The 12,938-nt window shown below is 66.2% G+C and carries 13 protein-coding genes; 9 read left to right on the top strand and 4 right to left on the bottom strand.

Annotated features, from left to right (window positions below):
* Nucleotides 1-6: 6 nt before the first annotated feature.
* From purN to nadC, 6 genes are all read left to right on the top strand, one after another.
* Nucleotides 7-669 (top strand): phosphoribosylglycinamide formyltransferase, encoded by a 663-nt coding sequence (gene purN / locus HWX03_RS22990; protein ID WP_175822138.1) that lies wholly within the window; start codon nt 7-9, stop codon nt 667-669.
* Nucleotides 666-1,931 (top strand): RsmB/NOP family class I SAM-dependent RNA methyltransferase, encoded by a 1,266-nt coding sequence (locus HWX03_RS22985; protein WP_175822139.1) that lies wholly within the window; start codon nt 666-668, stop codon nt 1,929-1,931. The genes purN and HWX03_RS22985 overlap by 4 nt, the downstream gene beginning before the upstream one ends.
* A gap of 18 nt (nt 1,932-1,949) precedes the next feature.
* Entirely contained in the window at nt 1,950-3,332 is a 1,383-nt protein-coding gene (locus HWX03_RS22980; protein ID WP_175872772.1) for a mechanosensitive ion channel domain-containing protein, read from the top strand.
* Between the two features lie 220 nt (nt 3,333-3,552).
* On the top strand, nt 3,553-4,749 hold the full coding sequence (locus tag HWX03_RS22975; RefSeq protein WP_174432490.1) for an acyl-CoA desaturase: 1,197 nt from the start codon (nt 3,553-3,555) through the stop codon (nt 4,747-4,749).
* Between the two features lie 258 nt (nt 4,750-5,007).
* Nucleotides 5,008-6,144 carry a quinolinate synthase NadA gene (gene nadA / locus HWX03_RS22970; protein ID WP_175872771.1) on the top strand — a complete coding sequence of 379 codons (1,137 nt, stop codon included), beginning with the start codon at nt 5,008-5,010 and terminating at the stop codon, nt 6,142-6,144.
* The gene (nadC, locus tag HWX03_RS22965; protein ID WP_175872770.1) at nt 6,141-7,022 is read left to right on the top strand and encodes a carboxylating nicotinate-nucleotide diphosphorylase; all 882 of its coding nucleotides are present in this window, start codon (nt 6,141-6,143) and stop codon (nt 7,020-7,022) included. The genes nadA and nadC overlap by 4 nt, the downstream gene beginning before the upstream one ends.
* A 102-nt stretch (nt 7,023-7,124) precedes the next feature.
* Here the strand turns inward: nadC and nadB are convergent, their stop codons facing one another.
* The 4 genes from nadB to radC all read right to left on the bottom strand — a co-directional run bounded on the left by nadB (nt 7,125) and on the right by radC (nt 10,302).
* On the bottom strand, nt 7,125-8,711 hold the full coding sequence (gene nadB / locus HWX03_RS22960) for an L-aspartate oxidase (RefSeq protein ID WP_174432493.1): 1,587 nt from the start codon (nt 8,709-8,711) through the stop codon (nt 7,125-7,127).
* Between the two features lie 161 nt (nt 8,712-8,872).
* The gene (gene rpmG / locus HWX03_RS22955; RefSeq protein WP_006478046.1) at nt 8,873-9,040 is read right to left on the bottom strand and encodes a 50S ribosomal protein L33; all 168 of its coding nucleotides are present in this window, start codon (nt 9,038-9,040) and stop codon (nt 8,873-8,875) included.
* Between the two features lie 17 nt (nt 9,041-9,057).
* Nucleotides 9,058-9,291, bottom strand: a complete 234-nt coding sequence (gene rpmB, locus HWX03_RS22950; RefSeq protein ID WP_004186391.1) for a 50S ribosomal protein L28 — start codon at nt 9,289-9,291, stop codon at nt 9,058-9,060.
* Between the two features lie 237 nt (nt 9,292-9,528).
* A complete protein-coding gene (gene radC, locus HWX03_RS22945; RefSeq protein WP_175872769.1) occupies nt 9,529-10,302 on the bottom strand; it encodes a DNA repair protein RadC in 774 nt (257 codons plus the stop codon).
* Nucleotides 10,303-10,437: 135 nt separating this feature from the next.
* Here radC and HWX03_RS22940 point away from each other — a divergent pair, with 135 nt between their 5' ends.
* From HWX03_RS22940 to HWX03_RS22930, 3 genes are all read left to right on the top strand, one after another.
* Nucleotides 10,438-10,893: a peptidylprolyl isomerase gene (locus tag HWX03_RS22940; RefSeq protein WP_006488950.1), complete on the top strand. Its 456-nt coding sequence runs from the start codon at nt 10,438-10,440 to the stop codon at nt 10,891-10,893.
* A gap of 2 nt (nt 10,894-10,895) precedes the next feature.
* Nucleotides 10,896-11,876 carry a 4-hydroxy-3-methylbut-2-enyl diphosphate reductase gene (gene ispH, locus HWX03_RS22935; protein ID WP_006488968.1) on the top strand — a complete coding sequence of 327 codons (981 nt, stop codon included), beginning with the start codon at nt 10,896-10,898 and terminating at the stop codon, nt 11,874-11,876.
* A gap of 269 nt (nt 11,877-12,145) precedes the next feature.
* Entirely contained in the window at nt 12,146-12,790 is a 645-nt protein-coding gene (locus tag HWX03_RS22930; protein ID WP_244132749.1) for an amino acid-binding protein, read from the top strand.
* Nucleotides 12,791-12,938: the final 148 nt, after the last annotated feature.

Below are 12,938 nucleotides of genomic sequence, written 5' to 3'. Positions count from 1 at the left end.
TCGCGGATGAAAAAACTCGTGATCCTGATTTCCGGTCGCGGCAGCAACATGGAGGCCATCGTCCGCGCGTGCGCGCAGGAACGCTGGCCGGCCCAGATTGCCGCCGTGATCGCCAACCGGCCCGATGCGGCCGGGCTGGCTTTTGCCGCGTCGCACGGGGTGGCGACGGCGGTGGTCGACCACCGGTCGTTCGACGGCCGCGACAGCTTCGACGCGGCGCTCGCCGCCGAGATCGACCGTTTCTCGCCCGATCTCGTGGTCCTCGCCGGCTTCATGCGCATCCTCACGCCCACATTCGTCAGACGATACGAGGGCCGGCTGCTGAACATCCATCCGTCGCTGCTGCCGAGCTTCAAGGGCATCCACACGCACCAGCAGGCGCTGGATGCCGGCGTCGCGCTGCATGGCGCGAGCGTGCATTTCGTCATTCCCGAGCTCGACAGCGGCGCGATCGTCGCGCAGGGCGCGGTGCCCGTGCGCGCCGGCGACGACGCGGCCGCGCTCGCGCAGCGTGTGCTGACGGTCGAGCACGTGCTGTATCCGCGCGCGGTGCGCTGGTTCGTCGAGGAGCGCCTGCGCCTCGAGAACGGCCGTGCAGTGGTGGCGCCCGAAGAGGCGCGCTGGATTTTCGCGGATCAACCGCATACCGAAACGAGTGAGGGCGTATGAAGCTGCACGGATTCCTGATCGGCCAGACCGAGACTTTGCTGGCCGAGGTGCTGAAGTTCGCCGGCCCCGCCGATGCAACCACGAGCCGGTTCTTCCGCGCGCACCCGAAGCTCGGGCATGCGGAGCGCGGCGTGATCGCCGAGGCCGTGTTCGCGGTGCTGCGCCGGAAGATGGAGTTTTCGCATCTGGCCGAGAGCGGCACGGGCACGCCCGCGCGGCGCCTCACGCTGCTCGGCCTGATGCAGACGGTCGGTCGCAATGCGCTGAAGCCGTTCCTGTCCGACACCGAGTCCGCGTGGCTCGAACACGTGTCGAAGATCGATCCGGCGAGCCTGCCCGTGCGCATTCGCACGAACCTGCCCGACTGGATTCACCAGGCGCTGTCGGCCCGTTTCGACGCCGACGAGCTCGCGCAGCTCGCCGCCGCGCTGAACTACCCGGCGCCGCTCGACCTGCGTGCCAACGCGCAGAAGGCGACCCGCGACCAGGTGATCGAAGCGCTGCGCGTGAGCGGCATCGATGCGGGCGCGACGCCGTTCGCGCCGTTCGGCGTGCGCGTGGTCGGCAAGCCGGCGCTGACGCGCCTGAAGCTGTTCGAGGAAGGCGCGATCGAGGTGCAGGACGAAGGCAGCCAGCTGCTGTGCTCGCTGGTCGCGCCGCGGCGCGGCGAGATGGTCGTCGATTTCTGCGCGGGCGCGGGCGGCAAGACGCTCGCGCTCGGCGCGATGATGCGCTCGACCGGGCGCCTCTATGCGTTCGACATCTCGGAGAAGCGTCTCGCGAAGCTGAAGCCGCGCCTCGCGCGCAGCGGGCTGTCGAACGTGAACCCGGTGCTGATCGACAGCGAGCACGACGCGAAGATCAAGCGGCTCGCCGGCAAGATCGACCGCGTGCTGGTCGATGCGCCGTGCAGCGGCCTCGGCACGCTGCGCCGCAATCCGGACCTGAAGTGGCGCCAGACGCGCACGGCGATCGACGAGCTCGCGCCGAAGCAGGCGTCGATCCTCGCGAGCGCCGCGCGGCTCGTGAAGAAGGGCGGCCGGCTCATCTACGCGACCTGCAGCGTGCTCGACGCCGAGAACGAGCGCATCGTCGAACAGTTCCTGGCCGATCATCCCGAGTTCGTGCTGGTGCCGGCGCAGCAGGTGCTGGCCGACCAGCGCATCGAGCTCGAGACGGGCGACTATCTGTCGCTGTGGCCGCACCGTCACGCGACCGACGGCTTCTTCGCCGCGGTGCTCGAACGCCGCGCCGCGCAGTAACGGCTGCCCGGACGGACGATGGAGAACCTGCAGAGCCGCCTGCTGTCGCACCGGCTGGCATCGGTGATTCGCGATTTCCACCAGCCGGTGATGATCTGGCAGGCGGCGATCCTGGTCGGCGCGCTGGGTTTCGCGTGGGTGGCCGCGCGCTTCGTGCACGGCCGGATCGATGCGCGGCGGCGGGCGGCCGGACGCGCGCCCGGCGCGGGCGCGCAAAGCCTGAAGCGTGCGCTGTTTCCGCTGTTCGGCAGCGTGTTCGTCGGCGGCGCGGAGCTCGCGTTCGACCCGTTCATGTCGACGTCGCTGCTGGCGCTCGCGCTCGTGCCGCTGTTCGGCATCGGGCTGATCTACGTGCTGTTCTTCTTCGCGCGGCGCGTGTTCGCGCGCGACGGCCACACGCACGCATGGCTGTCGATCGTCGAGAAGATCGTGTCGACCGTCGTGTGGGCCGCGATGGTGATGACCGTGCTCGGTATCCAGCGCGACGTGCTCGGCTGGCTCGACAGCGTGCAGTTCCGGGTCGCGACGGCGCATCTCACGCTGCTGTCGGTGATCTCCGGCGCGCTGTGGGTGTGCGTGACGCTGATGGTCGCGATGTGGCTCGGCTCGGTGCTCGAGGATCGCCTGTCGCGCGCGAGCACGCTCGACGCGAACCTGAAGGTCGTGCTGTCGCGGGTCGGCCGCGCGCTGCTCGTGTTCGCGGCGATCCTGATCGGGCTGTCGCTCGTCGGTATCGACGTGACGGTGCTCGGCGTGTTCGGCGGCGCGGTGGGCGTCGGCCTCGGTTTCGGGCTGCAGAAGATCGCGAGCAACTACGTGTCGGGCTTCATCATCCTGCTCGACCGCTCGCTGCGGCTCGGCGATGCGATCAGCGTCGGCGGGCTGCAGGGCGTCGTCACGCAGATCCGCACGCGCTACACGGTCGTGCGCGGCCTCGACGGCAACGAGACGCTGATCCCGAACGAGAAGCTGATCACCGACGTCGTGCAGAACCAGTCGTCGTACCTGACGCGCGGCTATGCGAAGGTCGCGGTGCAGGTCGCGTACACGAGCGACGTCGAGCAGGCGCTCGCGTTGCTCGCCGACGCCGCGAAGGACGTGCCGCGCGTGCTGGACGAGCCGGCGCCGACCCCGTACCTCGTGAGTTTCGGCGCGGACGGGATCGACCTGGAGCTCGGCTTCTGGATCGAGGATTCGGCGAAAGGCACGTCGGGTGTGCGCTCGGCCGTGAACCGCAACATCTGGCGGCTGTTCAGCGAGCACGGGATCTCGATTCCGTTTCCGCAGCGCGAAGTGCGCGTGGTCGGATTGCCGGACGGCTTTCCCGCGGCGAGCGTGGCGGCCGGGCTCGATCCGGCGGCCCCCAACGGTGCGCTGGACGGGCATACGCCGGCGGCGTAGCGGGCGCGCGCGGTCAATCGTACCGATTCCACGGTCGAAACCGGATCGCGGGCCTTTCCCAGTCCGCCCGTGGACCGCGCGGATTGCGTCAGGGCAAGAAAATGTTCATTTTTTACAAAGACTTGGAACGGTTGAAGTAAAATTCTGGTCTACACGCGGTATGCTTTCATTTTTCTGACGCGGGCGTGAGCCGGCGTCGCTCTCATCACGGGTAACTGCCTTGTTGAATTCCCTGCTCGATTTTCTTTCCCACGGGCTCCTGCGTTTTTCGTGGTGGCAGGTCGCGCTGTTCGCGCTCGCCGTCACGCACGTCACGATCATCGGCGTGACGGTCTACCTGCACCGCTGCCAGGCGCACCGCGCGCTGGAGCTGCATCCGATCGCGAGCCATTTTTTCCGCTTCTGGCTGTGGATGACCACCGGGATGCTGACCGGCCAGTGGGCCGCGATCCATCGCAAGCACCACGCGAAGTGTGAAACCGAGGAAGATCCGCACAGCCCGCAGACGCGCGGCATCTGGAAGGTGTTCCTCGAGGGCGCGGAGCTGTACCGCGCGGAAGCGAAGAATGAAGAGACGATGCGCAAGTTCAGTCACGGCACGCCGAACGACTGGCTCGAGCGCAATCTCTACTCGAAGTACCCGATCCTCGGCATCAGCATGATGATGGTGATCGACGTCGCGCTGTTCGGCGTGCTCGGCCTGACCGTGTGGGCCGTGCAGATGGTGTGGATCCCGTTCTGGGCGGCCGGCGTCGTGAACGGCTTCGGTCACTTCTGGGGCTATCGCAACTTCAACTCGGCCGACGCGAGCACGAACCTGTTCCCGTGGGGCATCGTGATCGGCGGCGAAGAGCTGCACAACAACCACCACACGTTCGCGACGTCGGCGAAGCTGTCGAACAAGTGGTACGAGTTCGACATCGGCTGGATGTACATCCGCATCATGTCGGCATTCGGTCTCGCGAAGGTGAAGAAGGTCGCGCCGACGCCGCGCCTGAACAAGCCGAAGACGGTGCTCGACCAGGAAACGCTGCAGGCCGTGCTGTCGAACCGCTACGAGGTGATGGCGCGCTACGGCAAGGCCGTGAAGCGTGCGTACCGCCAGGAGCTCGCGCACCTGAAGGAACTCGGTTCGAGCGAGAAGTACCAGCTGATGCGCGGCGCGCGCAAGTGGTTCCACAAGGACGCCGACGGCCTCGACGAGCCGCAGAAGAAGCTGCTGCCGGAAATCTTCGCGAACAGCCAGAAGCTGCATACGTACTTCCAGCTGCGCCAGGATCTCGCCGCGATCTGGGATCGTTCGACCGCGTCGCGCGAACAGCTTCTCGCGCAATTGCAGGATTGGTGCCATCGCGCAGAACAAAGCGGCATCAAGGCGCTGCAGGAATTCGCGACGCGCCTGCGTCGCTACGCCTGATTCGAAATCGATTAGAATCTCAGGACGTCACAAACCCCGCGTTGGCGGGGTTTTTTCATTTGGGCCGCCGGTTTTTGCGGGACGCGATCGGCAGGGCCGGAATTTGTGTGAGGCTTGGGGCGGCGGCGCAACGGTGCCCCGGGGCGAGCGAAGAGGATGGGATCGGAGTAGTGTTGAAGCACTAACGCTGATCGACCGCGAAGCATGGGATCAGAGTAAGCGCTAAAGCGCTAACTCTGATCGACAGGAGATATGGAGATGCAATCGACGATCAAACCCGTCGAGTACGACCGGCCCGCCGCAGCAGGGACCGTGTGCGGCGTGGGACAGGCATGGGCCAAGGTGCCCGAGGCGCCGTCCGCCGAGGAGCGCGCTGCGCTGAAGGCACGCATCAAGGCGTTGCTCGCCCGTGAAAAGGCCGTGCTCGTCGCCCACTACTACGTGGATGCCGAACTGCAGGAACTGGCCGACGAAACGGGCGGCTGCGTGGCCGATTCGCTCGAAATGGCCCGCTTCGGCCGTGATCATGACGCGCAGACGCTGGTCGTCGCCGGTGTGCGCTTCATGGGCGAAACCGCGAAGATCCTCAGCCCGAACAAACGGATCCTGATGCCCGATCTCGACGCGACCTGTTCGCTCGACCTCGGCTGCCCCGTCGACGAATTCTCGGCATTCTGCGATGCGCATCCGGACCGTACCGTCGTCGTCTACGCGAACACGAGCGCGGCCGTGAAGGCGCGCGCGGACTGGATGGTCACGTCGTCGATCGGCCTCGAGATCGTGGCCGATCTGCACGCGCGCGGCGAAAAGATCATCTGGGCGCCGGACCGCCATCTGGGCAGCTATATCCAGAAGAAAACCGGCGCGGACATGCTGCTGTGGCAGGGCTCGTGTCTCGTTCACGACGAGTTCAAAGGTATCGAGCTCGACCTGCTGCGCGCCGAATATCCGGACGCGAAGGTGCTCGTCCATCCGGAGTCGCCGGAAAACGTCGTGGCGCAGGCCGATGTCGTCGGCTCGACCACGCAACTGATCGACGCGGCCGTCAAGTTCGACGCGAAGCGCTTCATCGTCGCGACCGATCTCGGCATCCTGCACAAGATGCAGCTTGCCGCGCCCGGCAAGACCTTCATCGCGGCGCCGACGGCCGGCAACAGCGCGACCTGCAAGAGCTGCGCGCACTGCCCGTGGATGGCGATGAACGGCCTCGCGAACCTCGCCGACGTGCTCGAACGCGGTCACAACGAGATCTTCGTCGATCCCGCGATCGGCGAGCGCGCGCGTTTGCCGATCGACCGGATGCTCGAATTCGCGGCTGCGCACAAGAAGCGCGTGCAGGCGAGCGGCGACTTGCAGCGCGACCAGCAACTGTTTGCGAACGTGGGGCCTGCATGAGCAACGCCGTATCCCCGCTGTTCGACAGCGTCCGCGCCCAATACGGCGCGGCATTCGACGAAGCGATCGCGCGCAACGTGGCCGATGCGATCGCCGAAGACGTCGGCACCGGCGACCAGACCGGGCGGCTCGTGCCGGCCGGCGAGCGCCGCCGCGCGCGGATCATCGTGCGCGAGGAAGCCGTGCTGTGCGGCGTGCCGTGGTTCGAGGCCGTGATCGCGCGGATCGATCCGTCGATCGTCGTGCAATGGCGCTATCGCGAAGGCGACCGGATGACGGCCGATTCGACCGTGTGCGAACTCGAAGGGCCGGCGCGCGCGCTGCTGACGGCCGAGCGCAACGGGCTCAACTTCCTGCAGCTGCTGTCGGGCGTCGCGACCGCGACGCGCCGTTACGTCGATCGCGTCGAAGGCACGCGCGCGAAGATCCTCGATACGCGCAAGACGCTGCCGGGGCTGCGGCTCGCGCAGAAGTACGCCGTGCGCGTGGGCGGCGGCGAGAACCAGCGTCTCGCGCTGTACGACGGCATCCTGATCAAGGAGAACCACATCGCGGCGGCAGGCGGTGTCGGCGAGGCGCTCGATGCGGCGTTCGCGCTGGAGTCGGGCGTGCCCGTGCAGGTCGAGGTCGAGACGCTCGCGCAGCTCGACACGGCGCTCGCGCATCGCGCGCAGTCGGTGCTGCTCGATAACTTCACGCTCGACATGATGCGCGAAGCGGTGCGCGTGGCGGATGGCAAGGCCGTGCTCGAAGTATCGGGCGGCGTCAATTTAGATACGGTGCGCGCGTTCGCGGAGACGGGCGTCGATCGCATCTCGATCGGCGCGCTGACGAAGGACGTGCGGGCGACGGACTATTCGATGCGGATCGTCGACTGATCGAACGTCGTCTGTCAGACAAAAAGCCGTTGGCGCGCAAACGCCAACGGCTTTTTTCTTGTGCCGCGGCCGCCGCCGCCGCCGGGAAGGGCGGCGCGCCGCTCAGCGGCGCACGCGCGGCGTGAGCACGCTGGGCAACGCCTTCGGCAGCGTATGCGGCCAGTCGCGGCTGTAGTGCAGCCCGCGGCTTTCGCGGCGCGAGTGCGCGCTCTTCACGATCAGCGTGGCCACGTCGACGAGGTTGCGCAGTTCGAGCAGATCGCGCGTCACGCGGAAATTCGCGTAGTACTCGTGGATCTCGTCGCGCAGCAGCGACAGCCGGTGCTTCGCGCGCTCGAGGCGCTTGTCGGTGCGCACGATGCCGACGTAGTTCCACATCAGGCGGCGCAGTTCGTCCCAGTTGTGTGCCACGACGACTTCCTCGTCCGCATCCGACACGCGGCTTTCGTCCCACGCGGGCAGTGCGGTGGGCGTCTGGGCCTCGAAGCCGGCCGCTTCGATCGCCTCGGCCGCCGCGCGGCCGATCACGAGACATTCGAGCAGCGAGTTGCTCGCGAGCCGGTTCGCGCCGTGCAGCCCCGTATACGATGTTTCGCCGACTGCATACAGGCCCGCGAGATCGGTGCGCCCCGCGAGATCGGTGACGACGCCGCCGCACGTATAGTGCGCGGCCGGCACGACGGGGATCGGCTGTTTCGCGATGTCGATGCCGAATTCGAGGCAGCGCGCATGGATCGTCGGGAAATGTTCGCGCAGGAACGCTTCCGGCTGATGGCTGATGTCGAGATACACGCAGTCGATCCCGCGCTTCTTGATCTCGAAGTCGATCGCGCGCGCGACGATGTCGCGCGGCGCGAGTTCCGCGCGAGGATCGTGCGCGGGCATGAAGCGCGTGCCGTCGGGCAGCTTCAGCAGGCCGCCTTCGCCGCGCACGGCTTCCGAAATCAGGAACGACTTCGCGTACGGATGGAACAGGCAGGTCGGGTGGAACTGGATGAATTCCATGTTCGACACGCGGCAGCCCGCCCGCCACGCCATCGCGATGCCGTCGCCGGTCGCGGTGTCGGGGTTCGTCGTGTACAGGTAGACCTTGCCGGCGCCGCCGGTGGCGAGCACCGTATGCGGCGCCTCGATCGTGATCGTGCGGTCGTTGTCGACGTCGAGCGCATACAGGCCGTGACAGCGACGGCCGGGCAGGCCGAGCCGGTCCGACGTGATCAGGTCGATCGCATGGTGGTTTTCGAAGAACGTGATGTTCGGATGCTGGCGCGCGCGCTCCGACAGCGTCGCGAGCACCGCATGGCCGGTCGCATCGGCCGCGTGGATGATGCGGCGGTGGCTGTGGCCGCCTTCGCGCGTCAGGTGAAAGCCGAGTTCGGCCGCGTCGTCCTTCGTGAACGGCACGCCTTGCGAGATCAGCCATTCGATTGCTTCGCGGCCGTGCTCGACGATGTAGCGCGTCGCGCCTTCGTCGCACAGGCCGCCACCGGCGACCAGCGTGTCGTCGACGTGGTTCTCGATGCTGTCCGCCGAGTCGAGGACGGCCGCGATGCCGCCCTGCGCGTTATCGCTCGCCCCCTCCATCATCGAACGTTTCGCGATCAGCGCGACGCGTCGCGTGCTGGCCAGGTTGAGTGCGACCGACAGCCCTGCCAGGCCGCTGCCGACGATCGCCACGTCGAATTTCATGCTGCATCTCCATCGTTACGCTTTTAGTCTGGTGCGTTCCGTCGGTCGTGGCCGCGGAAAGAGGAGAGCATACCGCGTCGGGCTCGCGCGTGCGCGCCAAAACGAAAAGCCCCGCATGTGCGGGGCTTTTCGGTCGCCGTCAGGCTGCAGAAACCAGGGGATTACTTGATCTTGGTTTCTTTGTATTCCACATGCTTGCGGACGACGGGATCGAACTTCTTGATCGCCATCTTTTCCGGCATGTTGCGCTTGTTCTTCGTGGTCGTGTAGAAGTGACCCGTACCAGCGGTCGACTCGAGCTTGATCTTGTCGCGGGCGCCTTTTGCCATGATTGTGCTCCTTGGGCTTAGGCTTCGCCGCGTGCGCGCAGGTCAGCGAGCACGGAATCGATGCCGTTCTTGTCGATCAGGCGCAGGCCGGCGTTCGAGACGCGCAGGCGCACCCAGCGGTTTTCGCTCTCTACCCAGAACCGGCGGTTTTGCAGGTTCGGCAGGAAGCGACGCTTGGTCTTGTTGTTGGCGTGGGAAACGTTGTTGCCGCTCATCGGCGCTTTCCCAGTTACTTGGCATACGCGTGCCATGAGAGCACTCCTAATACGCTAAATTCGGGGTTCGATCGCCGGTGAAGGTTCCATCGCACCGCCACGTGATCCATGGCTGCACTCAGAACGCCGTAGCCCTTACAGACAAGGCCCTTCGATGGCTAGAACTGGTTGGAAAAAATACAGACGGCGATTCTAGCAGAAAAAGTTCAGAAAAATCAAACCTAATTTCACTTCGCCGTTGCGGCGCCCGGGGATGGGCCGCCGCGCCACAGTCTACAGCCAACCAGCCCGCGCGAACGAGAAAGTATCGCTGACGCCGACGACGACGTGATCGAGCAGCCGCACGTCGACGAGTTCGAGCGCGTCTTTCAGCACGCGGGTCAGGCGGCGGTCTTCCGCGCTCGGCTGCACCGCACCCGACGGATGGTTGTGCGCGACGATCAGCGCCGCGGCGTTCTGCTTCATCGCGCGGCGCACGATCTCGCGCGGATAGACGGCCATGCGCGTGAGCGAGCCGCGCGCGATTTCCTCCATGTCGATCAGGCGGTTGCGCGCGTCCAGATAGACCGCGATGAACACTTCGTACTGGCGCGTGCCGATCTTCAGTCGCAGGCAATCCTCGACCGCGCCGGGCGAGTCGATCTGCATCCGTTCTTCCGCTTTCTCCACCAGCATGCGCCGCGCGATCTCGGTGACCGCGACGAGCCGCGCGGAGCGTGCGGGGCCGATGCCGGGGTGCGCCTCGAAATCGTCGGTGGTCGCCTCGAGCAGCCCGTGCAACGTGCCGAACTGCTCGACCAGTTCGCGGGCGGTGACGAATACATCGTGACCGGGCTTGCCGGTGCCGAGCAGCAGCGCGATCAGCTCGTCGTCGGTCAGCGCGGCCGGCCCGCGCTCCAGCAGCCGCTCGCGTGGCCGCTCGGGCCGCCAGTCGCCCGGGCGGCGCCTGCGCCGGTTGATCGGGATGACGCGGGCGGGCGGATCGGCCGGCGCGTCGGCGGTGTCGCGGCATTCGGCCGACGGCAGGATGAGGCAGGGTGACGGCATGGTCGGAACTCCATTGGCGGCGGGCGGTGTGCGCAACGTCGTCGCACTTTCCGCCTTGCACGCTCAGGTGACTTACAATATTGGCTTTGCGCCGGGCCATTCGGCCGTATCGGGCGCCGACTGAACGAGTAATTCATGAGCCTCATCGATCTATCCGAAGTGAAGCCCGGTTCCCACGTCACGTTGCATTACCGGCTGGCACTGGCCGACGGCGCCGACATCGTCAACACCTTCTCGGACAAGCCGGCCACGCTGTTGCTGGGCGCGGGGCAGCTGGCGCCGTCGCTGGAACAGATTCTGCTCGGGCTCAGGGTCGGCGACCACTCGACTTTTCAGCTAGCCCCCGATCAGGGGTTCGGTCCCCGCAATCCCGACATGCTCCAGCGCGTGACGCTGTCGACGCTGCGCGAGAACGGGATGGTCGGCGACGATTTCACGCCGGGCGAACTCATCGAGTTCAATGCACCGGATGGCGGCCGCTACGCGGGGGTGCTGAAGGAAGTCAGCGAGACCTCGGCGCTGTTCGACTTCAATCATCCGCTCGCGGGCCAGGCGCTCACGTTCGAAGTGAAAATCATCGGAATCCTGTAATCATGAGTACCACCGATACGCTGTCCGGGCAGACCGTCGCCGCCGACGCCGAAATCCTGCTGGCCCAGCCGCGCGGTTTCTGCGCGGGCGTCGACCGCGCGATCGAGATCGTCGAGCGCGCCATCGCGATGCACGGTGCGCCGATCTACGTGCGTCACGAAATCGTCCACAACAAGTACGTGGTCGAGGATCTGAAGAAGAAGGGCGCGATCTTCGTCGAGGAACTCGAGGAAGTGCCGGCCGGCAACACCGTGATCTTCAGTGCGCACGGCGTGTCGAAAGCCGTGCGCGACGAGGCCGACGTGCGCGGGTTGCGCATTTACGACGCAACCTGCCCGCTCGTCACGAAGGTGCACGTCGAAGTGGCGAAGATGCGCCAGGACGGCGTCGACATCGTCATGATCGGGCACAAGGGCCATCCCGAAGTCGAAGGCACGATGGGCCAGGTCGAGCGCGGCATGCACCTCGTCGAAAGCGTCGAGGACGTGCAGAAGCTCGAGCTCGCCGATCCCGAGCGCATCGCGCTCGTCACGCAGACGACGCTGTCCGTCGACGACGCGGCCGAGATCATCGGCGCGCTGAAGGCGAAGTATCCGAAGATCCGCGAACCGAAGAAGCAGGACATCTGCTATGCGACGCAGAACCGCCAGGACGCGGTGAAGTTCATGGCGCCGCAATGCGATGTCGTGATCGTGGTCGGGAGTCCGAACAGCTCGAACTCGAGCCGGCTGCGCGAAGTGGCCGAAAAGCGCGGCGTGGCCGCATACATGGTCGATGCACCCGACCAGATCGATCCGGCCTGGGTCGCCGGCAAGCGCCGCATCGGCGTGACGGCCGGCGCGTCGGCGCCCGAGGTGCTCGCCCAGGCCGTGATCGCGCGGCTGCGCGAACTCGGCGTGCGCAACGTCCGCGCACTCGACGGCATCGAGGAAAACGTGTCGTTTCCGCTGCCGCGCGGGTTGAACCTGCCGCCCGCCGCCTGATTGCCGCATCGCATCCGCGGAACACCGAAGCGCGCCGCCCGGCGCGCTTTTTTTCGTGCGTCGAAATTGCAATCGCAACCATTATTCCCAATCATGGTGCAACCCGGTTGCTCCCGGTGCGTCCAGTCTTGTCTCAAAATTGGTTGCAATGCAGGAAAACCCCATCGAATCAGGAATATTGGCGTCCTATAAATGGAGTTACAATGCGCCCGTTTTCAAGCCGGAATGGCTTTGAAATCGGGTTTTGGCAAGGCGCGGGAGACCATTCAATGCATGTGAAGTTGGCTTACGCCGTGTCCGTCGCCGCACCGGTTGCAATGCTTGCCGGCTGCAGGAAAAAGAGCGACGACGGGGCGGGCAGGGAGGCTGCGGGGTTCGCGGCACCATCGGCCAGCGGCGTGCGCGCCGCCGGAGCAGGACGTGCGGCGCCATCGGCGCGCCGTATCGCGCAACTGGGCAGGGACAAGGAACACGGGGCACGTTTGACGATCGAGGAAATCAACGCGCTTGGCCCGACGACCGGGCCGGCAGCGGGCATGCAGGCTGCGTCGCGGCAAGCGGCCGGTCGACGGATGCCGGGCGATCGCGGCGTTGCCGGCAGCGTACCGAGGCCACTGTCCCCCCTTCAATTCGATTCGACGAAACAGCGCGCCGCCGCGACCGCCCGTGTCGTGGCGCGCAGCCTGATTCGTACGATGGATTCCGATGCAGTCCTGACGAAAGTCGGGCGCGGCTGCCGCAACGCCTTGCCGGGCGACGCGGCGCGGAATCCGATCCGTCCGGGCACGATGCTTGCATGGTACTGGACGGGCCAACGCACGGATGCCGGGAAACCGGACGACGGCCGTCTCGGCATGCTGCCCCACGACTTCAAGGAGGCCACGAACACCGTCCTCGATGTCGTGACGATTTAGCGACGGGACTCATGACGGCACCGAAACAGTGCGGTGCCGTTCTTGTATCCGCTCCGGCGGCAGGTCCGGCCGTACAGGCCGGGCGGCGCGCGCCGGGACGATCCACCCTTACCGGTATCGACTAGTACCCGCAGTGTCGCCGAGAAGG

The sequence above is a fragment of the Burkholderia sp. BCC0397 genome (assembly GCF_902832865.1).
In the GTDB taxonomy this organism is placed as follows: domain Bacteria; phylum Pseudomonadota; class Gammaproteobacteria; order Burkholderiales; family Burkholderiaceae; genus Burkholderia.
This window is presented reverse-complemented; position numbering and strand designations above follow the sequence as displayed.